The sequence below is a fragment of the Fulvivirga ulvae genome (genome assembly GCF_021389975.1).
Taxonomy (GTDB): domain Bacteria; phylum Bacteroidota; class Bacteroidia; order Cytophagales; family Cyclobacteriaceae; genus Fulvivirga; species Fulvivirga ulvae.
This window is the reverse complement of record NZ_CP089981.1, coordinates 330,107-355,523: the sequence shown is the minus strand read 5'-3', so window position 1 is coordinate 355,523 and position 25,417 is coordinate 330,107. Positions and strand designations below refer to the sequence as shown.

At 42.3% G+C, this 25,417-nt stretch carries 25 protein-coding genes; 13 read left to right on the top strand and 12 right to left on the bottom strand.

Annotation, left to right across the window (positions count from 1 at the left end):
* Position 1: 1 nt before the first annotated feature.
* The 4 genes from rpmF to pdxA form a co-directional block, all read right to left on the bottom strand.
* Positions 2 to 193 (bottom strand): 50S ribosomal protein L32, encoded by a 192-nt coding sequence (gene rpmF, locus LVD17_RS01510; RefSeq protein ID WP_233764290.1) that lies wholly within the window; start codon positions 191 to 193, stop codon positions 2 to 4.
* A gap of 25 nt (positions 194 to 218) precedes the next feature.
* A complete protein-coding gene (locus tag LVD17_RS01505) occupies positions 219 to 764 on the bottom strand; it encodes a YceD family protein (protein WP_233764289.1) in 546 nt (181 codons plus the stop codon).
* 80 nt (positions 765 to 844) lie between these two features.
* The gene (locus LVD17_RS01500; protein ID WP_233764288.1) at positions 845 to 1,273 is read right to left on the bottom strand and encodes a TerB family tellurite resistance protein; all 429 of its coding nucleotides are present in this window, start codon (positions 1,271 to 1,273) and stop codon (positions 845 to 847) included.
* Positions 1,274 to 1,349: 76 nt separating this feature from the next.
* Entirely contained in the window at positions 1,350 to 2,378 is a 1,029-nt protein-coding gene (gene pdxA / locus LVD17_RS01495) for a 4-hydroxythreonine-4-phosphate dehydrogenase PdxA (protein WP_233764287.1), read from the bottom strand.
* 92 nt (positions 2,379 to 2,470) lie between these two features.
* On the opposite strand from pdxA, the gene rsmA reads away from it, so the two are divergent.
* The 6 genes from rsmA to LVD17_RS01465 all read left to right on the top strand — a co-directional run bounded on the left by rsmA (position 2,471) and on the right by LVD17_RS01465 (position 7,476).
* Positions 2,471 to 3,256 (top strand): 16S rRNA (adenine(1518)-N(6)/adenine(1519)-N(6))-dimethyltransferase RsmA, encoded by a 786-nt coding sequence (gene rsmA / locus LVD17_RS01490; protein WP_233764286.1) that lies wholly within the window; start codon positions 2,471 to 2,473, stop codon positions 3,254 to 3,256.
* Entirely contained in the window at positions 3,234 to 4,592 is a 1,359-nt protein-coding gene (gene mgtE / locus LVD17_RS01485) for a magnesium transporter (RefSeq protein WP_233764285.1), read from the top strand. Before rsmA ends, mgtE begins: the two co-directional genes overlap by 23 nt.
* Positions 4,592 to 5,530 carry an NAD(P)-dependent oxidoreductase gene (locus tag LVD17_RS01480; RefSeq protein WP_233764284.1) on the top strand — a complete coding sequence of 313 codons (939 nt, stop codon included), beginning with the start codon at positions 4,592 to 4,594 and terminating at the stop codon, positions 5,528 to 5,530. Before mgtE ends, LVD17_RS01480 begins: the two co-directional genes overlap by 1 nt.
* A gap of 106 nt (positions 5,531 to 5,636) precedes the next feature.
* Complete coding sequence (locus LVD17_RS01475; RefSeq protein WP_233764282.1) at positions 5,637 to 6,479, top strand: pentapeptide repeat-containing protein; 843 nt, start codon at positions 5,637 to 5,639, stop codon at positions 6,477 to 6,479.
* Positions 6,480 to 6,610: 131 nt separating this feature from the next.
* Positions 6,611 to 7,084, top strand: coding sequence for a transcription elongation factor GreA (greA, locus tag LVD17_RS01470; protein ID WP_233764280.1), 474 nt, complete (start codon positions 6,611 to 6,613; stop codon positions 7,082 to 7,084).
* A complete protein-coding gene (locus LVD17_RS01465; RefSeq protein WP_233764278.1) occupies positions 7,084 to 7,476 on the top strand; it encodes an HIT family protein in 393 nt (130 codons plus the stop codon). Before greA ends, LVD17_RS01465 begins: the two co-directional genes overlap by 1 nt.
* A 113-nt stretch (positions 7,477 to 7,589) precedes the next feature.
* Here LVD17_RS01465 and LVD17_RS01460 read toward each other — a convergent pair whose 3' ends face one another.
* The 4 genes from LVD17_RS01460 to LVD17_RS01445 are packed head-to-tail and all read right to left on the bottom strand — an operon-like array spanning position 7,590 to position 11,288.
* Complete coding sequence (locus LVD17_RS01460; protein WP_233764276.1) at positions 7,590 to 8,645, bottom strand: NAD(P)H-dependent glycerol-3-phosphate dehydrogenase; 1,056 nt, start codon at positions 8,643 to 8,645, stop codon at positions 7,590 to 7,592.
* On the bottom strand, positions 8,623 to 10,305 hold the full coding sequence (locus LVD17_RS01455; RefSeq protein WP_233764274.1) for a 1-acyl-sn-glycerol-3-phosphate acyltransferase: 1,683 nt from the start codon (positions 10,303 to 10,305) through the stop codon (positions 8,623 to 8,625). The genes LVD17_RS01460 and LVD17_RS01455 overlap by 23 nt, the downstream gene beginning before the upstream one ends.
* Positions 10,306 to 10,346: 41 nt before the next feature.
* Positions 10,347 to 11,045 (bottom strand): hypothetical protein, encoded by a 699-nt coding sequence (locus LVD17_RS01450; protein ID WP_233764272.1) that lies wholly within the window; start codon positions 11,043 to 11,045, stop codon positions 10,347 to 10,349.
* 3 nt (positions 11,046 to 11,048) lie between these two features.
* Positions 11,049 to 11,288, bottom strand: a complete 240-nt coding sequence (locus LVD17_RS01445) for a hypothetical protein (RefSeq protein ID WP_233764271.1) — start codon at positions 11,286 to 11,288, stop codon at positions 11,049 to 11,051.
* Between the two features lie 232 nt (positions 11,289 to 11,520).
* Between LVD17_RS01445 and LVD17_RS01440 the strand changes: the two genes are divergently transcribed.
* Genes LVD17_RS01440 through fabD form a run of 3 tightly spaced genes read left to right on the top strand, consistent with a single transcriptional unit; the run spans position 11,521 to position 15,642 of the window.
* Complete coding sequence (locus LVD17_RS01440; protein WP_233764270.1) at positions 11,521 to 14,310, top strand: T9SS type B sorting domain-containing protein; 2,790 nt, start codon at positions 11,521 to 11,523, stop codon at positions 14,308 to 14,310.
* Positions 14,289 to 14,729 carry a thiol-disulfide oxidoreductase DCC family protein gene (locus LVD17_RS01435; protein ID WP_233764269.1) on the top strand — a complete coding sequence of 147 codons (441 nt, stop codon included), beginning with the start codon at positions 14,289 to 14,291 and terminating at the stop codon, positions 14,727 to 14,729. Before LVD17_RS01440 ends, LVD17_RS01435 begins: the two co-directional genes overlap by 22 nt.
* Before the next feature lie 40 nt (positions 14,730 to 14,769).
* Complete coding sequence (gene fabD, locus LVD17_RS01430) at positions 14,770 to 15,642, top strand: ACP S-malonyltransferase (RefSeq protein WP_233764266.1); 873 nt, start codon at positions 14,770 to 14,772, stop codon at positions 15,640 to 15,642.
* A 68-nt stretch (positions 15,643 to 15,710) separates the two neighbouring features.
* Here fabD and LVD17_RS01425 read toward each other — a convergent pair whose 3' ends face one another.
* Positions 15,711 to 16,289, bottom strand: a complete 579-nt coding sequence (locus tag LVD17_RS01425) for a hypothetical protein (RefSeq protein WP_233764265.1) — start codon at positions 16,287 to 16,289, stop codon at positions 15,711 to 15,713.
* Between the two features lie 117 nt (positions 16,290 to 16,406).
* Here LVD17_RS01425 and LVD17_RS01420 point away from each other — a divergent pair, with 117 nt between their 5' ends.
* Complete coding sequence (locus LVD17_RS01420) at positions 16,407 to 19,577, top strand: UvrD-helicase domain-containing protein (protein WP_233764264.1); 3,171 nt, start codon at positions 16,407 to 16,409, stop codon at positions 19,575 to 19,577.
* Positions 19,578 to 19,685: 108 nt separating this feature from the next.
* The gene (locus LVD17_RS01415) at positions 19,686 to 22,553 is read left to right on the top strand and encodes a PD-(D/E)XK nuclease family protein (protein ID WP_233764263.1); all 2,868 of its coding nucleotides are present in this window, start codon (positions 19,686 to 19,688) and stop codon (positions 22,551 to 22,553) included.
* A 76-nt stretch (positions 22,554 to 22,629) separates the two neighbouring features.
* Here the strand turns inward: LVD17_RS01415 and LVD17_RS01410 are convergent, their stop codons facing one another.
* Together LVD17_RS01410 and LVD17_RS01405 are read right to left on the bottom strand one after the other, a co-directional pair.
* On the bottom strand, positions 22,630 to 23,265 hold the full coding sequence (locus tag LVD17_RS01410; RefSeq protein WP_233764262.1) for a peroxiredoxin: 636 nt from the start codon (positions 23,263 to 23,265) through the stop codon (positions 22,630 to 22,632).
* Between the two features lie 110 nt (positions 23,266 to 23,375).
* Complete coding sequence (locus LVD17_RS01405; RefSeq protein WP_233764258.1) at positions 23,376 to 23,792, bottom strand: DUF1801 domain-containing protein; 417 nt, start codon at positions 23,790 to 23,792, stop codon at positions 23,376 to 23,378.
* Between the two features lie 85 nt (positions 23,793 to 23,877).
* On the opposite strand from LVD17_RS01405, the gene LVD17_RS01400 reads away from it, so the two are divergent.
* Entirely contained in the window at positions 23,878 to 24,261 is a 384-nt protein-coding gene (locus tag LVD17_RS01400) for a DUF2784 domain-containing protein (RefSeq protein WP_233764256.1), read from the top strand.
* On the opposite strand, the gene LVD17_RS01395 is transcribed toward LVD17_RS01400, so the two are convergent.
* Positions 24,239 to 25,120 carry a DMT family transporter gene (locus LVD17_RS01395; protein ID WP_233764253.1) on the bottom strand — a complete coding sequence of 294 codons (882 nt, stop codon included), beginning with the start codon at positions 25,118 to 25,120 and terminating at the stop codon, positions 24,239 to 24,241. The genes LVD17_RS01400 and LVD17_RS01395 overlap by 23 nt on opposite strands.
* 125 nt (positions 25,121 to 25,245) lie before the next feature.
* Between LVD17_RS01395 and LVD17_RS01390 the strand changes: the two genes are divergently transcribed.
* The gene (locus LVD17_RS01390; RefSeq protein ID WP_233764252.1) at positions 25,246 to 25,401 is read left to right on the top strand and encodes a zinc-ribbon domain-containing protein; all 156 of its coding nucleotides are present in this window, start codon (positions 25,246 to 25,248) and stop codon (positions 25,399 to 25,401) included.
* The last annotated feature ends 16 nt before the right edge of the window (positions 25,402 to 25,417 follow it).

Sequence of the window (25,417 nt, the reverse complement as noted above, 5' to 3'; positions counted from 1 at the left end):
CTTAAGCTAATACTTCCTTCTCCATTACAACTTTACCTTTATAGTAAAGTTTGCCTTCATGCCAGAAGGCTCTGTGGGGTAGGTGAAACTCTCCAGTTGTAGGACATATAGCAAGTTGTTTAGCCTCTGCTTTATAATGTGTCCTTCTCTTGTCTCTTCTCGTTTTTGATATCTTTCTTTTAGGATGAGCCATTTTAACAAATATTTAAATTTAATTCTTACTTCAATTTTTTAAGTTTCTGCCATCTGGGATCAATATTATCATCATCATCGCCCTGATCGTTATTATCAGTGGAGTCAGCCTCGGAACTGTCAGATGAATACACAAGTTCATCATCTTCAGTTTCATCGCTGAATCTCGGATGTAACTTTTTCATTGGAATTGATAATCCAATGAATTCGTAAATATATTGCGCCAGATTTATACGCTGTTTATCACGAGGAATAATACTGATCTCGTCATTTATCTCTTCCTCATCATCTCCAAATTTCAGCAGCAGGGTATTTTCGGAGTTTACAGGGTAGTCAAATACGTCAAGACTACGGTCACACTCCAACTCTACTGTAGCGTTAATCCGGAAATTTAACCTGATAAAGGTGTCCGTTTTTTCTAACTCGAGATCAACAGTACCCTTACCTTTTTCTACAATACTATTTTCATAAGCTTCAAAAAACGAATTACCAACTTCAAATTGGTAATTATGAGTTCCATTGGGAAGCTTATATATATCAATATTAAACTTATCTAACTCGTGCACAGCCATTCCCACTAAATTAAGGTCGCAAAGTTAAGAAGATAATTCTAATAATTAAAAAAGAAGTGTAAACGTTTTTGTGTATTAAATTATGTGTACCTCTCAAAAACTATTTGTTTCAATGTTGCCATTGGATAGCTGTGGATCTCATCTTTGAGAAACGTAACAACGTCCTTTTTAAAACCCAGCTTGATGGCGATGTCAATGCAAAAGATCAACTCGCTATCAAAAATTTTCTCATCAATGAGCATGAGATCAATACAACTATAAAGGTAATCAAACTTCTGGTCATTCGATAAAGCCCCAAAAGATCCTATTGGTTCAGGGTTCTGGATCAACTCTTTAACTCCTTCTATGGGGAAGTTCCGCTTGGCTGCAATTTCATAAATACGGTCGCGCTCTAAAACCGAAAAATGTTTATCAGCCTCTGCGAGTTGAATGAGTATATTTAGCTGTTTCCGTGTGACGATATCCATCAGCGTTCTTATAATTCTCTGAAAGTTAATTGTTTTCGACAAATAAACATAGGTTGGCCTCAGATAGTTATAAAGTGAGGCTAGTTAAATGTCCACTTTTAGGCAACAAGTAAAGATATTATTCTGTTAATTGTTCTTTTCTGTTTTTGTATATATCTCTGGCAAGATAGATGGCCTGGCGCATTGAAGTTTCCTGGGCTTCATTTTTTCCAGCTATATCATAAGCTGTACCATGGTCCGGTGATGTTCTGATAATGGATAGTCCGGCTGTATAGTTAACCCCATTTTCAAAAGCCAGTGTTTTAAAAGGTATTAGCCCCTGATCATGGTACATGGCCAGTATACCATCAAACTTTTTGTAATCACCTTTTCCAAAAAATCCATCGGCAGGAAACGGACCAAAAACCAGTTTGCCTTTTTGTTTAAACTCTTTTATGGCGGGTTCAATAACGTCTATGTCTTCTTTGCCCAGTAAGCCTCCTTCGCCGGCATGAGGATTAAGGCCCAAGACGGCAATTTTCGGTTTTTTAATGCCAAAATCTACCCTTAGCGAGTGCTCCATAATGCCCAACTTGCGCGAAATCAATTCACTTGAAAGGGTTTTGCTAACCTCTTTTATTGGGATATGGCCTGTTACCACCCCAATTTTAAGGTCGTCTGAGGTCATAAACATCAGGCTGTCTTTAGCATCAAAATGTTGTGTGAAGTATTCCGTGTGACCTGCAAATTTAAAATCATCACTTTGAATATTATTTTTATTGATTGGTGCGGTGACTACGGCATCTATCAACCCCGACTTCAGGTCTTCAGTGGCCTTCTTAAGAGCCTGGAAAGAAGCTTTTCCCGCTTCCGGGGTCACTACCCCTGTATTGATCTCAACCATTTCCGTCCAGCAGTTTACCACATTTACTTTTCTGAAATGAAACTGGCCTGACTCCTTTACATGGCTATAATTAAAATCATCCATGCGCAGTGCCTTTCGGTAATACGAAAGGGTTTTAGAAGAACCATAAATTACCGGTGTAATGAAGTTAAGTATCCTGTTATCCCGTAACGCTTTGATTGTTACTTCTGGGCCTATGCCGTTGATGTCTCCTATGGTAATGCCAATTACAGGTTTATCTTCTTGTTTTGAATTACTGCTCATTATATTTTAATAACTTTACCCACCCGGATATTTGCCGGTAGTTTTACTTTTCTGAACGCAAGTTAAAGTATTTTCTAATCATTGAAAAAAGCATGGTTAAACCGAAGAAGCATCTGGGGCAACATTTTTTAAAGGATCAGAACATAGCACGGAATATTGTTGATGCACTGAGTGTCGATAATGAGCAGAGGAAGATATTGGAAATAGGCCCGGGAACTGGTGTACTTACACATTTTTTGGAAGAAAAGTATGCAGAAAACCTGGTGCTTATTGATATTGATACAGAATCAATTGCCTATCTGAAAAAGAACTTCCCGGATTTAAATAATAAAATTCTCGAGGGAGATTTTCTGAAAATGGACCTTAACCATGCTCTTGGTGGTGAGTATGCCATTATAGGTAATTTTCCTTATAACATTTCCTCCCAGATATTCTTTAAAATACTAGAAGAGAAAGATCAGGTTATAGAAGTGGTTTGTATGTTGCAAAAAGAAGTGGCGAAGAGGCTGGTATCGCCACCCGGCAATAAGGACTATGGGATATTAAGCGTATTGCTTCAGGCATACTATGATATGGAATACCTTTTTACGGTAGATGCTTCGGTGTTCGATCCGCCTCCTAAAGTTCAGTCAGGTGTGATAAAGCTCAGGCGTAACGGCCTTAAAAAGCTGAATTGTGATGAGGTACTTTTTAAGCAAGTGGTTAAACAGGGATTTCAAAACAGGCGAAAAACATTGCGTAATGCTCTGAAACCCTTAAACCTGGCTGAAGAAGTCAGAGAGCAGGACATACTGAACAGACGGGCTGAGACCTTATCAGTTAATGAATTTGTAAAACTTACAAATGATATAGCAAGTGGAGGAAATACTAAAGTTTGAATTATCTAACGAATTTCGTCAGCGTTTTCAACATGCTGTTGATGAGAGGGATGAGGGTTTTATAAAAGAAATCCTGGAAGGGGTGAATCCGGCTGATATTTCCGCACTTTTACATGAGTTTGATACCGAGGATTCCAAGTATGTCATTGACTTGCTTCCGTCTGAAACCCGAGCCGAGATTATCAATGATCTTGATGAAGACATTAGAGAGCGTTTTCTGAAGGTTTTTCAACCGGGTGAAATTACTGAAATTGTAAACCATCTTGATTCCGATGATGCTGTTGATATCCTCAATGAATTGCCGATCAAAGAGCGAGAAGAGGTTATTGCCAGTCTGGATAACGAGGAGAAGGAAGCTAACATTCTTGACCTGCTAAGGTACGAAGAAGATGTGGCCGGAGGACTAATGGCCAAAGAACTTATAAAGGCCAACGTTAACTGGTCAGTGGTACAGTGTATCGAAGAGATCCGGCGACAGGCAGAAAACGTCCAAAAACTCTATTCTGTATATGTAGTGGATGATAATGACCGCCTGTTGGGCAGAGTATCTTTGAAACGGATCATTCTGGCGGGAGATAAAACCCAAATCGCAGACATATATGAGCCGGAGCTTATTTCGGTGGAGACCTACATGTCTGAAGAAGAAGTAGCCATGGTGATGCGTAAGTATGATCTTGAAGCGGTGCCTGTTGTTAACATGCAGGGGAAGCTGCTGGGACGCATCACTATTGATGACGTAGTAGACGTAATTACCGAGCAGGCAGAAGAAGAAAGACAGATCATGTCAGGTATTTCCGGTGATGTGGAAGAGGATGACAGTGTATGGATGTTAACCAAAGCCAGGCTACCCTGGTTGGTAATAGGAGTATTTGGTGGGTTTATAAGTGCAATGCTTATCGGGGTATTTGAAGATGAGCTGTTAAGAATAACGGCCATTGCCTTTTTCATCCCCTTGATACAGGCTACCGGGGGAAATGTGGGTATTCAGTCCTCATCCATCGTGGTGCAGAGTCTGGCTAATCCCTCCGCATTTAGCGACAGCCTGGCGAAAAGACTCATAAAAGTTTTTATGGTGGCCGCACTAAACGGTGCCGTACTGGCGGTGCTTGTTTATGGAGGTAACGTTATTTCCGGAGGAACTCAGAACCTCGCGGTGGTAGTTTCGATAGCGCTTTTTTGCGTAGTGCTTATAGCATCTTTCATGGGAACTATCACGCCTTTAATATTAAATAAGTTCGGTTTCAACCCGGCGTTGGCTTCCGGTCCTTTTATTACCACGACTAATGACTTGCTAGGTCTTGCAATATATTTTTATACCGTACATCTTATGTTATAATGAAGTGTCTTATTGTTGATTACATGTATGATAATATCGAGGAACTCCTTTTGGCTGCAGGCCTGGAGCCTGATTATCAACCTACCATTGCCAGGGACGGGATTATGAATATTATCCATAATTATGAAGGACTGATCATCAGAAGTAAAACCCGCGTTGATGAAGCACTCGTGACGCAGGCAAAACAACTGAAATTTGTAGGTAGGGCGGGAGCCGGTATTGATAACCTTGATGAAGAGGCGTTAAACAGGCGTAATATAAAAATACTCAATGCTCCCGAAGGTAATAGAAATGCCCTCGGTGAACATTGTATGGGATTGCTTTTGGGACTTCTTAATAATATAGTTAAATCTGACAGAGAGGTTAGGTCAGGGGTTTGGGACCGTGAGGGTAACAGGGGGTATGAGTTGAGTGGCAAAACGATAGCATTGGTTGGGTACGGCTATATGGGTACTGCATTTGCTGAAAAGTTGAGAGGGTTCGGCTGTGAAGTGCTCGTCTTTGATAAATATAAAACAGATTGTACGGATGACTTCGTACGGCAAACATCCATGGGTGAAATATATGAGCGTGCAGATATATTTAGTTTGCATATACCACTGACAAAGGAAACCAGGGGTCTGGTAGATTTTAATTACATTAATAAATTCAGGAAGAAAATTTTTTTGATTAATACGGCAAGAGGGGAGATAGTCTCTCTCGCCGGTTTGTGCCAGGCTATAGAATCCGGTAAAGTAATTGGAGCCGGTCTGGACGTACTTGAGAACGAAAAAATCAGTAATCTTACTTCTTCCGAGCAAAAAATGTTTGAATATTTAGTAAATTCGAACAAAACCATACTCACCCCACATGTAGCCGGGTGGTCCTATGAGTCATATGAAAAGATTAATAATGTACTTATCGATAAAATAAAGAGGGAAATAAACGGAATTCAATGAAATTTATTACATATTGTAGCCAAACTTTATTGTGGTGTAACCTTTAATTTTAGCCGCGTTTTTATTAATATAGTTAAATGGAGTACATTTTTTCGTTGTCTTGTCGATGCAGCTAAAAACTCAAACAAAAAAATTCAAAGAGTACGTAAACTCTATTATTGAAAAACCCATACTAACCTCTGCGATAGTACTCGTAGTGCTGTCGATTATAGTATTGGGGTTGAGTATGCCCTATTATCTGGCAGATTTTAATGCATTTTTTAGTCAGGTGCTAGCAGAGGCCCACGGTATGATCTTTGATATTGCCGTAATCGGTATGCTCATATTCTGGCTGAATAAAAATGGAGAGGTACGCCAGCGAATACGAACCTATAAAGATGAAATTGATGATTTCCGTCTGTGGGAGTCTGAAGAAGCTGCCTTTAGGACAGTGGGTAATATAAAAAGGCTGAACAGGCATGGTATACATGAGATCAACCTTGTGAACTGCCATTTGGCTCGTACAAACCTTAACTATGTTAATTTGGCAGGCTCTAACCTTAACTCAGCAGACATTTCCAATGCTTTTTTGATAGAGACCAATCTGGAGAATACAAGGCTGAACCAGACCAATCTGGAAAATTCGAACCTGAATCAGGCCATGTTGAAGGGAGCTTATGCCAGTGGCGCAAACTTCAAAGATGCCTATTTGATCAAGGCACAACTAGAGAATGCATTTTTGATCAAGTCTAATTTTAAAAATGCATTTTTAATGGAAGCGAATCTGACAAATTGCTATCTTACAGGTGCCAACTTTGAAAATGCAAGTTTATACAAAGCAGATTTGCGTGGAGCAAAGGGGTTGACTTTTGAACAACTGACTAAGGCTAAAACACTATATTTGGCTCAGTTTGATGATGAAATCCTCAACCAGATAAAGACAAACATACCCGAACTCGTCGGCAAGTAGTTAGGTCGATTGTTTTGAACATGAGTTAGAAACAGTTACCTTTGTAGAAGATTTAAAGGAAAAATGATCATAAACGGTTTCATACCAGAGACCGTTATTTGTTTTTTATAGAGCTAATAAAATTAAAGAATATGGGAAAGGTGGCATATTATACCAAGGAAGGATTAGATAAGCTAAAGGCCGAGTTAAACGAGCTGAAAACAAAAGGAAGAGCAGATATAGCTAAGCAGATTGCTGAAGCCAGAGACAAAGGAGATTTAAGCGAAAATGCTGAATACGACGCTGCTAAGGATGCTCAGGGCCATCTTGAGGCTAAAATTGCCCAGCTGGAAGAAGTCGTTGGAAATGCCCGGGTTATTGACGAAAGTACTATAGACACTTCAAAAGTCTCTATCCTGTCGAAAGTGAAGATCAAAAACACCAAAAACGGTGCGGTATTCACTTATTCCCTGGTGTCTGAGGAGGAGGCTGATTTGAAAGCCAGCAAAATATCCGTTCAATCACCAATAGGAAAAGGTCTTTTGGGCAAAAAGGCGGGAGACTCTGCCAGAATCCAAACCCCGGGTGGTGAAATAGAATTTGAAATTATAGAAATAGGTATCTGATGGCAAGTATATTTACCAGGATTATTAACAGAGAGATTCCCGGGCACATTCTGGCTGAGGATGATAATTATATAGCATTTTTGGATGTTAGCCCCTTAGTTGAAGGTCACGCGCTTGTAGTTCCCAAGAAGGAGGTTGATTATATGTACGATCTCGATGACGATACGCTCGGAGGGCTGCATGTTTTTGCAAAAAGTGTGGCCAAAGCTATAGAAAAAACCATACCCTGTAAGCGTATCGGTGTAGCAGTGATAGGTATCGAAGTGCCTCATACTCACGTGCATCTGGTGCCTTTGAATACTATGGACGATATTAATTTTACAAGACCTAAGTTACACCCATCGCAAGACGAGCTTAAAGTCGTCGCAGAAAAAATCAGAAGTAACTTTTAAAATGTAAATTTTAGTACCTGGATAAACAAAGAGGGGCTGCAACTTGCAGCCCCTCTTTGTTTATCAGGGATTTGACCGCTAATAAAAATTTCAATCACTTAACTTAACAGACATTACAGGAAGTCTATGTCTACGTTATAGGGATATCGCATTAAAAGTTGCAAAGCTTTGTCAACAGTGAGTCCTTCGAACAATACCTCGTAAAGAGCCTCAGTGATAGGTGCTCTGAGCTTGGCAGTGTCTATGAATTTTTTGGCTATTCGTACTGTATTTACGCCTTCGGCGACCTCTTCCATATTCGAGAGTATCTCTTCGAGAGTTTCGCCTTTGGCCAGGCGGTGACCTACAGTAAAGTTCCTGCTCAAGGTACTGTTACAGGTAGTAACCAGATCACCAATACCTGCAAGCCCGACAAAAGCTTCAACCTCTCCTCCCATAGCTTTTCCAAGGTGTATCATTTCTACCATACCACGGCTAATGAGAAGACCTTTGGCATTCTCACCCAAACCAAGTCCGCTGAGAGCCCCTGAAGCAATGGCAATAATGTTTTTAAGCACACCGGCCAACTCGATACCAATAAGGTCGCTATTGCCGTAAACCTGAAAACGATCATTGCGGAGTAGCTTTTCGCCTTCTCTGATCACTTCTTTATAATGGCTGGCCACAACGGTGGCTGCGGGGTGGTTTGCGGCCATCTCCTTGGCCAGGTTAGGCCCTGCAAGGCAGCCTATCCGTATTACCACACTCTCATCCATGATCACCTCACTCATAGTTCTGATATTTTCCCGGGTCAGGAAAGGGACCGAGTCAATCGTTTCACCTGGCGGCAGGGAAATATCCAGCCCTTTAGTGCCATGGATAAGTATGTGGTAGGGGTGGAGGTAGGGAGACAGTTGCTGCATCATACTCCTAAAGGCTGAGGAGGGTACAATGGGAAATATGATGTCGCAGGAATTGGCAAGGTAACTCAGATCTCCGGTGGGAGTGACATTGGTATGTAGCTTATGACCCCGGTTTTCTTTGTTCTCAGCTATTTTTCTGACCGTGTTACTGTCACGGGCATACAGCAGAACCTCACTTTTCTCAGCAAGTATGTTGGCAATGGCCGATCCGAAGCTTCCTGCACCGATTACGCCAACTGGCTTTTTAGATATACTTTTCGAGGTCATAGCCATTCATACGGTTGTGATAGTAATACAAAGTATTAAGGTCTTTGGTGATAATGTTACCAGCCTTGTCTGTAAGCAGCGGGCGTTTACTGTGGTACATGCCCACATTGTCGATACCCATTTTAATAACATCATCAATATTCCCTTTCAGGTGAGCGGCAACATTGACCTTATTTTGTTTTTTTAGTTTGAATACATGCTTTCTTGCTTTCTTGAACTGGGTTTTAAATTCATCATAGTTGATCACCATTTCTTCTTCAGGCAGCCTCAGAAAGTCATACAGATCAAGCTTGTAGTGCTGTTTCCTCCATAATCTGAAAGCCGTGAATGCAACCAGATGACTTGCGAAAACCCTGTTTATTTTATGGTATTCTTTAACTATGATCTGGCTTAGGCGCCTCGTGTATTCTTCTTCCCGTTGCTTATCAGCATTGATCTCCCCGTTCGATGTGAAATAATCACGGGTGTTAATAAACCTGCCATGCTTATCAATACTATTTCCATCATCATCAACATAGTTGCCCAACAGGTCCATACCTCTGCCGATGGATACTGATATATCAGAACCTTTAGTGAAGAACTTGATCAGGAATTTGATCATATTATATGAAGTGGAGTACTCATCACTCTCCACATAATACTTTTCACCTCCCTGTCGTTCGAGGTGTTCGTTAATTAAAGACGGTGCTTCTAATACGAAGTTATAATTGATTGTTACCGGAACTATAAAAATCTTTTTGCCGTCACCGTTCGGATGTTTCATGTAAATGGATCTTTGAGCTTCCATTGCAGTGCCCAGCAGCCCCAGTTTTAGCGAACTTTCTATTTCTCCAGATCGTGATCTTGTTCCACCTGGGAAAAATAAACTATGCGCTCCTTCCTGGATTGCCAGGGTAGAATACATTTTTAGTGTTTCAAGATATATAAAGTTTTTCTTTCTCCGGTCGACTTTATAGGCCCCAAGGCTATTCATAAAGTATGCAAAAATCTTTATGTTGAACAGGTTGAGTCCGGCGCCATAGATGAAAGCAGGCAGCCCCAGAACGTGTATGATCCACCCGATCAGGATAGAGTCGAGGTTGCTGAAGTGAGTGGGCACCATTACAACGGTCCCCTTTCTGGCTAGTCGGCGCAGTTGCTTGGCTTTTCCTGTTATCTGGATTTTGTCTCTCAGAGTATATTCGTTTCGGAAAAAGGCTCCAAATCTTTTTACGCGTGTGGCATTAAGCAGTCTGGCGAAACCAAACTTTACCATTTCTCGGGTTAACTGATATCTCGTTTTTTTAAAGTTTCCGGCTATTTCATGAGCATAGCGGGATACTACACGTTTAAGTATGTCTTCTTCCTTTTCCCGGGCTTCATGCTCAGAGGCAAGCTCTACAAGCTCATTTTTGACATGCTCCCAAAATCTGTAATCATCCCGGGGATCTACTCTCCATGGGTTTTGCTTTATGCGAAGTTTTTCCTGATAAAGCGTTGATTCAAGCTCTTCGCGAAGCTCCTGTCTGCCAGGGTTGGCATCTGTAATCTTGATAAAAGCCTCTTCTACTACTTTGGCTATAAACTGTTTCCTGTTTCTGCTCAGTTGCACCACCGGCCAGTCGCTGGTGCCGGGAAGAATGGGTTTATATGATTTATCTTTAGAATTGCCTTTTGGCATTGTTGTCTTATTTTGGGAATTTCAAATATAATCAGAAAGAACTAATTCCAGCCCGTTACTTCATGGATATCTCCCGCCGGTAAGCTATTTGTAACCTGAGGTTGCAGGCCCTTTTTGTCAGGAGACTGTGCAAAAGAAATTTGAAAATCACTTTCTGTAGGGTCAATGGCGAGTATTACTTCTTCTTCTGTTAAGTTTACATGTCGAACCTCCTTCCAGCTGAATAGATTTAGCGGCTGTGAAATTCTAAACAACCCGCTTTCCTTAGTGTTTTCCCAGATTGTTTTATTAACTATAAAATAGAATCTTCTGGCGCCTACGTCATCAGAAATGTAATGCTGTACATATTCTGCAAAAGCCTTCAGGTTAGCAGAGACCTGCCTAATAAAGAAATCATAATCTTTAACCTTAGTCTTTATAGTCATAGTGGAAGAGCCCTCCCAGCCATAGTACATAAGAAATAAGCCAGAAACCATGGATATAAGAAGAATCCACGGGTTAATAAAGGTATTAAGCAGGCCGTGTACACTTAATGGTGTAATTATGCCGCCAATAACCAGTGGAAAAAGTAATATTTTATGTTCAAAACTTATACTATTTATAGCTTCATGGTTAAATGATTCCAGCCGGTTTCTATATCTGATCAGCAGGTTTTCCTTTGTCAGGTAACAAACATTTTTATTGTCGCCATTTTTGCCAATATAACAAAATGCAAGTACTGCCTCGCCTTCCACAAACATAGCTTATATCGTTTCCAGTGAATTCATCAGGTCGATATGCATGTCCCGAAACCTTCTAAGCACCGATTGCATAAAGCCCTCATTCAGTATCTTTTTTATTTCTTCTGGGTCAGCTAATTCGGTCTCATCTATTTTGAATGATTGCTCCAGCAGACCCTGCTCTATCTTAACGATATACTTACCATTCCAGTGAAATATTGTAATTTTGCAAGACGCATGTGGTATTTCTCCAATAACTCTCATTTTTATGAATCTTTAATTTGGCTGATTGCGTTTATCTTCAAAAATCAACCGTGTATGATTTTTGCAAGCACTTAATAGTTAGTACAAAACTAATTGATTAAATTTAGTGTTCATTGTTTTCAAGTCGTAACATTTTATCTCAATAAAATTGATTTATAACAGTTTTACCCGGAGAGTTAAGGTATTTTTGTCGTTGGCTATACTGTTAATAGTTTCCTTCTTTCAAGAAGTAATGGCAACACACTTGAGAGCAGGAGAGATTATAGTAGAGCGTGTCAATTGCCAAAGCCTTACATTCCGCATCACCATTATAGTATTTACCGATACCGGTTCTGAAGTCAAATTCGGCGACGGTTTTCTGGATTTTGGTGACGGTACTGATCCCATTCAGTTACCACAGATAGATAATAATGATCGTTCGGATCTCGGCCCTCAGGTGGCCACTGCTTCCTTCACTATTGAACATACCTATTCCTCGCCCGGCAAATATGTTATTGGCTATGTGGAGCCCAACCGTAATGAAGGTGTATTGAATATTGATAACTCGGTTAATACCACATTTTATGTTGAGACAGAAATCAATATTGACCCGTTCCTGGGTTGTAACAATTCCCCGGTTTTACTTATTCCTCCCATAGACAGAGCTTGTCCAGGGGTGGCTTTCTTCCACAATCCCGGAGCTTATGATCCTGATGGGGATAGTATAGCCTTTGAATTGGTTATTCCTAAAAAGGAGGTCGGTACTGTAGTGGACGGCTATGTAGACCCTAATGCCCAGGGCTTTTATGAAAACTTTAACCAGGGTAATGAAAACCTGAATGGTCCTCCTACATTTAGTATCAACCCTGTTACCGGTGAGCTGAAATGGGATGCACCAGGAGCCATTGGTGAATACAATGTTGCTTTTATTGTTAAAGAATACAGGAAAATCAATGGCGATTGGTTCAAGCTTGGTTTTGTAACCAGAGATATGCAAATCATAGTTGAGGATTGCGATAATGAAAGGCCTGAACTGCAAATACCTGAAGACATATGTGTGGAAGCGGGTGAAACTATAGACGAGGTAATATTTGGAACAGATCCCAATAATGATAATGTTAAAATAGAGGCGTTCTCTCAGGTATTTGACCTTGGTGCAAGCGTTGACCCTGATGACGGTTCATTCCAGCCTTCAAACCCTCCTGCAGAACTGAGGTTTACCTGGGAAACTGAGTGTCTTGATATCAGGGACCAGCCGTATCAGGTGGTATTCAAAATTACAGACAATCCTGCTGAAGGACCGAAGTTGGTAAGCTTCGCTACCTGGAATATCACAGTTGTGGGACCGAAGCCGGATTTTACTTCCGTACAGCAGGACGGTCAGGGTATTTTACTTAACTGGGATCCGTACATCTGCCCCAATGCCGATCAGATACAGATATGGAGAAGAGTAGACAGCAACCCTTACACTCCTGATGATTGTGAAACAGGAATACGAGAAAATGCAGGATACAAAATGATTAATGAAATAGACGCCAGTGCTACTTCATACAAAGACCTTAACCTTGCAGCCGCAGCCAAATACTGCTACAGACTGGTGGCAACTTTTGCACAGCCTGCCGGTGGGGAGAGTATTGTCTCTGATGAACTTTGTTTTGAATTTGTTCCTGCGGAAGATCCTATAATCACCAATGTATCCGTAGAGAAAACCGGTGAATCGAATGGAGAGATATTAGTTGCCTGGAGAGAACCCTACGAAATTGATGATGTGGTGTATCCTCGGCCATATATTTATAAAGTCTACAGAGCCGAAGGGTTTACCGGAGATGCTAATATGGTGGAAGTACATAGTGTGGAAATAGCAACTGCCACTACCGATAAGCTGGAGTTCAGGGATACAGGATTGAACACTACCGATAAAGTATATAATTACCGAATAGAACTTGAGGCTCCAAATGCAGTAGTAGGTGATGAGGACCCGATCTTTTCAGCGGTGGCTTCTTCAGTTAGACTGGAGCCGGTACCTCAGTTTCAGAGGATAGAGCTACGCTGGAGTGCCGAAGTTCCGTGGTCCAACGTTATTCCGTTCCCTCCCGATAGCCGACATTTAATCTACAGAGGGGAGTTGGGTGATACTGATGCGGAATTGCAATTAATCGATGAGGTAGATGTAAACTTAAATGGCTTTGTTTATGTAGACTCTGGTCAGTTTAATAATACTCCTTTAAGGGATGATCAGGTGTATTGCTACAAAATACTTACGAAAGGAACCTATGGTAATCCTGCCATTAGCACACCTCTTTTAAATTTCTCTCAGATGGTCTGTGCACAGCCGAGTGATTCCATACCTCCGTGTGCTCCAAAGTTAACCCTGACCGGGCTCACTTGTGAAGAATTTGTTAAAAACCAGCGGTGTGATCTGGCCAACGCGATATACCGAAATGTATTAAACTGGTCTACTGAATTTATTGATAATTGCCAGGATGATGTTAGTGTTTACGAACTTTATTACGCCAGCACTCAGGGGGCGGAATTTCAGTTACTAGCCTCAGTGAAAGATACCTTCTATATACATGACGAATTTAGTGCGGTTCCTTTGGGTAACTCTTTCAAGGGATGCTACAAAGTAAAGGCTATAGACCGGTCTGGCAATGAAAGTGAGTTTAGTGAAGATTTTTGTGTCGATAACTGCTATAAATATGTATTGCCCAATATTATTACACCGGGAAATGGAGATGAAATGAATGATGTTTTCAGGCCATTCGGAGCGGAATCTTTTGAAAAACACCAAACTGATCTATGTGTGAGGTTTGTAGAGTCGGTGGATTTCAGGGTATTCAACCGATGGGGTACACAGGTTTATTCATATAAGGGAAGAGCAGGTACCGAAAACACCATATTTATTAACTGGGATGGCAAGAGTGACGATGGTAATGAACTTTCATCAGGTGTATACTTCTATGAAGCTAACGTTACCTATGACACGGTCGATCCTGAGAATGCCACAGAACGGCTAAAAGGATGGGTACATATAGTCCGTTGACAAATGTAATCCACGGTAAAGATCTCATCTTATTTGATGGAGTTTGTAACCTGTGCAATGGAACAGTCAATTTTGTGCTTGACAGAGATCATGTAAAAAGGTTTGTTTTTGGATCACTACAATCAGAGAAGTCCAAAGAGATATTACTCAGCTACAATTATGATCCTGAGGCTTTAAATAGCATAGTGGTCATTACAAAATCAGGCAAGCTAATGGACAAAAGCGATGCAGCCCTTCACATCGCCAGGCAGCTTCCGGGAGGCTGGAAGTTACTTTACATATTCAAAATTTTACCCCGCTTCATACGCGATGCTGTTTATGATCTGATCGCTGCCAACCGGTACAAATGGTTTGGCAGACAGGATGCATGCAGGATGCCCAACCCTGAATTGAAACAAAGATTTTTAGATGCTTATTAAAAAATCTTTAATTTTGGCGTCCTGACTTAAAACGAAACTTATGACAGCATATGTATTCCCCGGTCAAGGGGCGCAGTTCCCCGGAATGGGTAAAGAGCTTTATGAAAGTAATGCAAAAGCCAAGGAGCTATTTGAGAGAGCCAATGAGATCCTTGGTTTCAGAATAACGGATATAATGTTTGAAGGCACGGCCGATGAGCTTAAGCAAACCAAGGTGACTCAGCCTGCTATATTTTTGCACTCAGTAGTACTGGCCGAAACCACTGAAGACTTTAAACCGGATATGGTTGCCGGACACTCCCTGGGTGAATTTTCTGCTTTAGTGGCCAACAAAACCCTGTCTTTTGAAGATGGCCTGAGGCTGGTATCTCAAAGGGCTATGGCCATGCAAAAAGCATGTGAAATGAACCCTTCAACCATGGCAGCAGTACTAGCGCTGGATGACGCTAAAGTCGAAGAGATTTGCGAAGGAATCGATGAGGTGGTGGTAGCTGCTAACTACAATTGCCCGGGACAATTGGTTATTTCAGGTACTAACAAAGGAATTGAAATTGCCTGTGAGCGTATGAAGGAAGCCGGAGCAAAAAGGGCACTGCCTTTACCCGTAGGTGGAGCATTCCACTCTCCTCTGATGGAGCCGGCCCGTGAAGAATTGGCCGAAGCGATTAGAAATACTACATTCAGCCAGCCCATTTGCCCTGTTTACCAAAACGTGAATGCCAAACCGTCGACTAATGTAGATGAGATCAAGGAAAACCTGATTTCACAACTTACCGCGCCTGTTAGGTGGACACAATCAGTACAGCAAATGGTTGCGGACGGAGCTACCAGGTTCGTAGAGTGTGGACCTGGTAAGGTTTTGCAGGGTCTTGTGAAAAAGATTGCTTCCGATGTAGAAGTAAGTGGTCTCTGAAAATAAAAAAGCTGCTTCAAAAGTTATTCCCAACATTGAAGCAGCTTTTGTTCTTTTACCGGTTTTCGTCAGCTTGCCAGTGAACCGGATACTTTCAAATATAAAATTGCTTCCACCGTAAAGTCAGCCGGTTGCCCGTCTACGGATGCAGTTACCGCAATACTGATCTTATTGTCAGCCAGGAATGCATCGGCTATCGCTTGTGTAGATGTAGCGTCAAATGTTATTGTAATAACTACGTTATTATCATCAAATTCTTTCAGGTTGATTGCCTGTAAGTTGCCGGAAGGTACTAATGTAAATGAACCCAGACTGCTTCCATCAGCTTTTTTAATAGTGAGGGAAGCGTTGTCAAGATTTATATCTGCCGAACCTACATATGATGTAAACTCCAGTGTTAAGGAGTCCATCTCATAACCGCTGATCTTTTCTCCGAAGTTCAGCACCTGTGCGTCGGAGGTTGCATCAAAAGTTTTTTCTGAGTTAACAGTAGTAGGCCCCGTTTCCGCTACGGAAACCTGAAAACTTTGCTCTAGCTCCGAATCTATGGTGATGGTTGTAAGGTCATCAACATCGTCGGAGCTACATCCTGTATTAAGAAATACTGTACAGGTGAGGGCTAGTAAAAAAGGCAGATGTCTTATCATGGGGTAAGCATTAGGGTTGAATTTTGGTAAAGGAATATACGAATTAAATGTAAAAGTATCCACTATATTTTTAGAAGCTTTTTCATTTCATTGATCATTGCTCTAATTTTACAAAGCATGTCTCAAAAGAAATTTGTCATTTATCGATCATCTGCCGGCTCAGGAAAGACCTATACCCTGACAAAGGAGTATCTTAAACTGGCATTGAAGAGCAATCGGTATTTTAGGCACATTCTGGCCGTTACATTTACTAACAAGGCCATGCAGGAAATGAAAAACCGTATCATTCAAAAGCTGGATGAATTCGGGCATGGTAAGTTTGACAGCATGGCGGAAGAGCTGATGCAGTACTCCGGCCTGGATAGCTATACTTTTGAGCAAAAGTGCAGCGAACTGCTTACAGAGATCCTTCATGGATATTCGCATTTTTCAGTCAGTACCATCGATACTTTTTTTCAGAAGGTGATCAGGAGCTTTGCCAAAGAGCTGGGGCTGGCCGGCAGCTACCGGCTGGAGCTGAATTTTGACCTGATCCTTATTCAAATTGTAGATGATCTGCTGCTAGAAGTAACGGACAATAAGCAAATCAGGGACTGGCTGATAAAATTTGCCAGAGAAAACTTGCAGGAGGGTAGCAACTGGGATGTGCGGAAAAATATTCGCCAACTGGCGCAGGAGATCTTTGCAGAGAATTTCAAAAGTATAGAAGATGAAATAGCGGAGCAGGATAAAAACCTTACGCGCCAGTTAAAGAGTTCGGTGGACGAAATCATCACGGCCTTTGAGGAGCAAATGGACGAATACGGCAGGTCAGGGCTGGAGCTGATGGATAAATATGGAGTGACGGTAGCGGACTTCTATCGGGGAGCAAAGGGAGTAATGTTCCACTTGCATAAGATTTGTAAAGACCAGAAGAAGTATGCCCCAACAGCTATCCTTACCAATGCACTTGATGGCACGGGGAGCTGGTATTCAAAAACCTCAAAAAAAGCAGATGTGCTGGACGCAGTGTTGGGCAATGGCCTGGAAGCTTTACTTAACGATACTGTGCGCTATTATGAGGAGAGGCATACCTTGTACAACACCGCTTTGCAGATTAAGAAATTCATTTATGGCTACGGGCTGCTGGCCGACCTCACACGGAAGCTCCAGGAATATAAAAAGGAGAATGACGTGATGCTGATATCCGATGCTACTCGCTTCCTAAAAGAGCTTGTGAAGGATTCGGATACGCCCTTTGTATATGAAAAAGTAGGGTCTTTTTATAATCACTATCTGATTGATGAGTTTCAGGATACTTCGGGATTTCAGTGGGATAGTTTCCGGCCTTTGGTGGAAGATAGTTTGGCGCAGGGCTATAAGAATCTTGTGGTAGGGGACATAAAACAATCCATCTACCGCTGGCGTGGCGGGGATTGGGACCTTTTGCTGAACAAAATAGAGCAGGATATAGGGCAGGAGCGTACGGCCAATGAAGTGCTGGATACCAACTTTAGAAGTGAAGCCAACATTGTGAACTTCAATAACAGCCTTTTTAAAAGAATATCGGCCGCCATGATGAGCGAAGGTGGTACTGTAGACTCTGAGGAGTGGCAGGTTTTAAATAAGGTGTATGAAGACACTTACCAACACATAGCGCCCCACAAACAGGCGAGGCCGGGAGGTTATGTTAATATCACCTTTTTGCAGGATGACGAGGATGAAAAGTGGAAGGACCAGGTGGCGGAGCGTCTCCCTTTGATAGTGGAGGAACTACAGGACAAAGGCGTTCCATTAAAAGATATAGCTATACTTGTAAGGCGTAACAAAGAAGGGAAGGATGTAGCTGATTTCCTTTCTGACTACGAGCAGTCAGGCAAAGCCAAAGAGGGTTACCGGTACGATGTAGTATCCAATGAATCACTGTTTTTGGCAGCTTCACCCGCGGTAAGGGTTGTCATAGCCGCACTCCGGCATTTGCACGACAGAAAAGACAAGGTGGTAAAGGCCGAACTGGTTTATGAATACCGGAAAGCCATTAAAAAGGACGAAATTCCTTTGAGTAAACTATTCCAAAGTGTATCAGTCCGGGAGTTTGCCGATTTTTTTCCTCCGGAGTTTCTTGAAAAGCTACATGCGCTGTTGTACTTGCCGTTTTACGAACTTGTAGAAACGCTGATCAACATCTTTGAGGCCAATAAACTGGCCGGGCAATTTGCCTACCTTCAAACTTTTCAGGACCTGATATTGAAATTTTCGCAAAATGAAAAAGGGGACATTTCATCTTTCCTGGAGTGGTGGGAGGAGCGTGCTTCCAAGGAAAGTATTAAAGTGGCCGATGACCTTGATGCCATGCGGATATTGACGATACACAAAGCCAAGGGACTGGAATATCCGGCAGTAATTGTGCCTTTTTGTGACTGGGAAATTGATCATCAGCGCTCACCGATCATGTGGAGTGCAACGGATCAGGTGCCATTTAATGTGGGACACCTTCCTATGAAATACAAAAAGGATTTGATGGACACCTTTTATCAGGAAGCTTATGAGGAAGAAAAGATCAAGGCACACCTGGATAACCTGAACATACTCTATGTGGTATTTACCCGAGCCGTTCATAACCTTTGGGTATTTGCCCCGGATAATAAAAAGTGCATTTCAAAGGTGCTGAGAAATGTGCTGGATGATGGTGATTTTGAGTTGAAGGAGCATTGGAGTGGTGAAAATAATGTTTTCGAATATGGTGACCGCCAATTTGAGTTTAAAAGCAGGCATGAGCCAACAGCCCCAGGGGTTACGCTTGATCATTACCAGCATTTTGACTGGCGAAAACGAATTACCGTGAAACAGTCGGCAGAGGGGTTCGTGGAAGTAGATGAGGCAAGAACGAAAATCAACTATGGTATTTTAATGCACCGGCTGCTATCCAAAATAGCTGTAAAGGAAGACAGGGACAGGGCCATTACGGCTTTGTATTACGAGGAAGGGCTGAATGACGAACAAAAGCTTCAAATTGAGTGCCTGATAGATGAATTGTTGGCCAATGAAACGGCGGGATCATGGTTTGGAGGGGGCTGGAAGGTTTATAATGAGATGCCTATTCTTACGCCTGCTGATGAATTCCGGCCGGATAGGGTACTGTTGAAGGATGATGTTGCGATTATTATTGATTACAAGACCGGACTCCCCAAAGCTGCTGACAGGAAGCAGATGCAGCATTATAAACAGTTGCTGGGTGAAATGGGGTATAGTAAAGTGCAGGCCTATTTGTGGTATCTTGGTGATAATAAAGTGGAAGCGGTGGGGTAAGCCTTAAATTTAGATCGGGGAGTGCCGGCCCTGTGCCGGGGTCCCGAAGTTGATAGCACAAACCTCAATTACCGCAGAAGCTGCAGAAAAAAAGATTAAAAAAGCTAAATGAAAACATTCCTACAGCAGGTAGCGCAGAAACTGGTAAATGATCATGGCAAGAACCTCGGTTCAGTAACCGTGATATTTCCCAACAGAAGGGCAGGTTTGTTTTTTCGTGAACATATAAAACAGGAAATCACCGGGCCAGTGTGGTCGCCGAGAATTCTTTCGTTTCAGGATTTTATTGCTTATCAGTCTTCTTCACAAATCGCCGATAAGCTGTTTCTGACGCACAGGCTTTTTGAGGTCTATACCAAAGTAATGAAAACGGGTGAAGGCTTCGACCGGTTTTATTACTGGGGGCAGATGCTGCTCAAGGATTTTGATGACATTGATAAGTACCTGGTAAACCCTGAGAACCTGTACACTAACCTAAGCAGACAGAAACAGCTCGATCTCACTTTTGATTTTCTACAACCGGAGCAGAAGGAAATCATTCAACGGTTTTGGCAGGGGTTTGATAAAAGTAAATCTGAAGAAAAGGAGCGCTTTGAGTTTGTATGGGACCGCCTCTATAAAGTATACGCCAGTTTTCAGAAGTCCCTTAAGGACGAAAGCCTGGCCTATGAGGGTATGCAATACCGGTATGTGGCAGACAATATAGGTAAGATAAATTTCAGGAATATCGACGGCCCGGTGGTATTTGCTGGTTTCAATGCTTTAAACCTGGCCGAAGAAAAGATCATAAGCTGGTTTATTAAAAACAGGCAGGCCAGCATAGTATGGGACCTGGATGATTACTACATGAGGAACAGGCACCAGGAAGCAGGCCATTTCCTCAGAGGCTACAAGGAAACCAATACATTTGCACCGTCTTTTCCTAAAGAAAACCCCTTATATCTCGAAGGTGACGAGAAACAGATCAACATTATCGGTGTGCCTCAACATGTAGGACAAGCTAAAGTAGTAGGGCAGAAGCTGGGGCAGTTGCTCAGGGAAAATCCGGGTATGGACCTTCGCAAGATCGCCGTTGTGCTGGCGGATGAGGCGCTGCTTTTTCCGGTACTACATTCTTTACCGGAAGAGGTGGAAGCCATCAACGTTACCATGGGGTTCCCTCTGGCATACGCACCGGTCAACAGCCTCATAGAGCATATACTGGATCTGCAAAAGGCTATCCGCAAAGATCCCGACGGCCATGTACTTTATAACTTCAAACCTGTACTGGCGATCATCAAGCACCCGATGATTGTGCCACATAACCCGCAGGGGCTGGAGCGCCTGGCGGAAGACATCATTAAAAACAATAAAGTATTTCTCACCGATGCTGATTTCATCGATGAACCTGTGATCAGAAGCATATTTAAGCCGGCTGAGGACAATCTCATTACTTATTTGTCGGACATCCTGCTGGCACTGCACGGCCTCTCAGAGCGGGAAGAGAATACCATGGAGGTTGAATACATCCATCATTTTTATCAGATATTGAACCGCTATGCCGAGTTGCTGCAGGCGGTAGGGCAGAAGACGGATTTGGCTTCTTTCAGCCGGCTGTTCAAGCAGTTGGTAAGGACTGAGCGGCTTCCGTTTACCGGTGAGCCGTTGAAGGGGTTGCAGATCATGGGTGTGCTGGAAACGCGTAATCTCGATTTTGAACATGTATTTGTGCTGAGTATGAATGAAGACTTTTTTCCTTCACAGGGAGGTAAGCATTCATTTGTACCCTACAACCTGAGAAAGGCGTATGGCCTGCCTAACTATGATCAGCAGGATGCTATATATGCTTACCTGTTTTACCGGTTGCTTCAACGGCCAAAGCATATTGACCTTTATTACAATACCGAAGGCAATGACCTCGGGGGAGAGGAGATGAGCCGCTTTTTGCAACAGCTTATCCACGAATCAAACCTAAAGATCAATATGCAGGTGCTGGCGAACTATGCTGAGATTGATGACTCAAGGATTATTGCCATTGATAAAGATGAGCTGGTTATACAGAGCTTATCTCGCTTTCTGGAAACAGCCCAGCGCCCTCCTTTAAAGAGGCTTTCCCCTTCGGCACTCAATACCTACCTGGATTGCCGGTTGATGTTCTATTTCCGCTATGTGGCCGACCTTTATGAGCAGGATGATATGGACGAGGATGTGGACGCGAGGTCGTTAGGTAATGTGCTACATTACGCCATGGAGGTGCTTTACCTGGATTATCTGGACGTGCATAAGGGCAAGCAGTTCATTGAAAAATCTGATGTTAAAGCACTGAAAAAGAGGATTGATGATGCGGCTGTCAAGGCTTTCAGACAGCAGTTTGCCGTAAATGAAGATAGGAAATTCTACTTTGAAGGGAAAAACATCATTGCTAAAGAGATCATCAAGGATTTTATGAAGAGCATACTAATGCTTGATGAACAGTATGCGCCATTTGAGTTTATTGGTGCTGAGCAAAAGTATGAACTGGACCTGAAAATTGACAACGACATCAGTAACGAGAAGGAGCCCATTAAGGTTGGCCTAAGAGGTACCATAGACCGGCTGGATAAAAAGAACGGGAAAGTCAGGCTGATCGACTATAAAACTGGCCAGGACAAGCATCTTTTTGAAAATATTGAGGAGCTTTTTGACAGGAAGAAGAAAAACAAAGCAGCGTTTCAAACCTTTTACTATGCCTTGCTTTACCAATATAAAAAGCAGCCTACTGATTTAATGGTGCCCGCAGTTTTCAATAAAGATGCCCTGTTTATGGGGGAAGATGTAATGCTCCGGCATAAAACCATGGGCAAGGTTGACAATGCTGCAATATTTCTTGATGAATACACGGCTTTACTCAAAGAATTGATCGGTGAGATATTTAACCCATTAGTACCGTTTGATCAGACAGATGATGAGTCGAAGTGTAAATTTTGCGTCTATTCCGGAATCTGCGAGAGAGGATAGTTGTAGTAGGTTTTATTACTAAAAAAGCCATCCTCAGTGTTTGTGGATGGCTTTTTTGGTATGTTGATTGTTTGAATTACAGATTCGGCTGAGGCGTAGTTCTCAAATAAGGTTTGATCAATTTATGCCCTTTAGGAAATTTGGCGGGAATTTCCGCATCGGTAATGGCTGGTGCTATTACCACGTCTTCGCCGTGCTTCCAGTTAGCAGGTGTTGCCACACTGTAGTTTGCTGTAAGTTGCAGAGAGTCGATTACCCTGAGTAACTCGTCAAAATTTCTACCTGTTGATGCAGGGTAGGTGATGATCAGTTTTATTTTCTTAGCCGGATCTATGATGAATACTGATCTTACGGTTAAACTGTTGTCTGCATTAGGGTGGATCATATCATACAAGGTAGAAACCTCACGCTTGGGATCGGCAATGATCGGAAAATTCACCGTAGTATTTTGGGTTTCATTGATGTCTTTGATCCAGCCCTGGTGAGACTCTACATCGTCGACACTCAGTGCTACTACTTTTACATTTCTCTTTTCAAATTCTTCCTTAAGTTTAGCTGTAGTGCCCAGCTCAGTAGTACAAACCGGCGTATAATCGGCAGGGTGCGAAAATAACAAGCCCCAACTGTCGCCCAGCCATTCATGGAAGCTGATTTTACCTTCTGAGGTCTCTGCCGTAAAATCTGGCGCAGTATCTCCTAGTCTAAGTGCCATAATAGTAAGTTGTTTAGTTGTTTTAGTTGATTTACTTATCCTATGTCTAACGAATAAATGTTGATTTGGTTGAATGAAAAACGGTCTTGTGACCGACTCTGATGCATATATCAGCCATACTTTTCTTTCATATGTTCCACTGAGTTGCGTATGAGCTCTTTAAGTACTTCAAGGTCAATGTCTTTAAGTTTTTTTATGTAGAGACACGATTTTCCTGTTTTATATTTTCCGAGTTTTTGCATTAGTTCATCGTACCGGGAAAAACCGGCCATAATGTACAAGGTAAGGGCCTGCGTTCGGGGAGAGAAGCCTGCAATAAACCAGTCTCCTTCACGGCCACTGTCATATACATAATGATAATTGCCAAAGCCAATGATACTGCTCCCCCACATTTTGGGTTCCGCACCGGTAATTTGCTTCATAATGTTTAGCACCTCGAAGCTGTCCTTTTTCTTTTGTTCGTCTTCAATGGAATTTAGAAAGTCCTCAACGCTTTCATCATTTAGTTTAGTTTTTAGCTCGGCCATGGTTTGTCTTTTATTGATGAACTGTGTATTTAAATTATTACTATTCAATTTATGATACAACCTGGCAAACGATTAATTTTAACTTATGTCGTGGCTGGAGACCAAGGATGTTATATTCACCATTTTGCATATCGGTGTGACCCTATTTAATCTTTTCGGGTGGATGTGGTACAAGCTACGCCGCCTGCACCTGGTGTCGGTAGTGCTTACGCTTGTATCGTGGCTTATCCTGGGGATCTTTTATGGATTGGGCTATTGCTTTTTAACGGACTGGCACTGGGAGGTGAAAAGGAAGCTGGGAGAAACAGACCTCCCTGCCTCATTTGTCAAGTACTACCTGGACATACTTTTTCAGGCGGCTATACCTGCAAATGTGGTAGATGCCATAACGGTAACCGGGCTTGTTATCGCCGTCGTGATGACCGCGGTGAGAAACCGGGACCTGTTCAGGAGGAACTCCGGTCACTAGCTGAGTAAGAGCGGATGCTTTCAATAACCACGGATATCAATATCAAAGCTCCACCGAATACAGTATTCCACTGAGGTATCTCATGCAAAAAGATCATGCCGATAATAATACCATAGATTGGCTGGCTGCTGCTTATTATACTAGCCGTGCTTACACTGAAATGCTTTAGGCCCATAACGAACATGGTATGCCCGATGGCTGTAGTTACCAACGCCAGCGTAACTACCGCGGGCCATTGCCCTGTAATGCCTGAGGAGTCGTATATAAAAAGCACCGGCACGAACAGTACCATGGCAATCAATAGCTGGTAAAACATCAGTGTGGAACCTTGGTAGCGCGATACTTTTTTCTTGAGAAGGATATTGCGGAGGGCATAGAGCAGGGAAGATACCAGTCCGAAAAGGATACCCCGGAAATAGCTGTTCTCCATGTCAAAGTCCGGGGCCAGCAGGTAAATGCCTACGAGTGCAAGCATACCCAGGCCTATATGCCTGAGGTTAAACCCTGACTTTAACAATAATGGCTCCAGCAATGCTGTAAAAACAGGATAGGTAAACAGCGACAGCATACCAATGGCAACATTGGACAGGTGCAACGCATAAAAGTAAGTGATCCAGTGCCCGCCCAAAAGTGCTGCGGCCAGAATGATCGAGAAGCCGTCATGGACAATGTTGACGGATAAATTTACTTTTCTCCAGCGGCAAAACAGGTATAAAAACAAAGCTGCCAGCAGGCAGCGCCACCAGATAATGACTGGTGGAGGCATAGATATATATCTGCCCAGAGAGCCGGATGTGCTCATTAGTATCATGGCCAGGTTAAAATCTAATACATGACGTAGATGTGTAGTTTGTTTCAAAGGGTAAAAGGTCAGCTAAGTGAGTGCCAAAAATATGAGTTAGATGCTTGAATACAAAGCTTATTAAACTGATGATAGTTAGATGTTGGCTTACTATATTTATAAAATATTAAAAATTAGCATGCATGAAAAAGAAGGAATGCCCGTCATGTGCCATGGAGGTGGAGGCTGACAGCAAAGTTTGCCCTGTTTGCGGATATGAATTCCCCGGTTTTGGAAAGGGGATACAGTGGGTGGCCATTTTGCTTGTTCTGCTCATGTTGCTTTTTTTTATATTGTAATTTAAATGTTCATTCG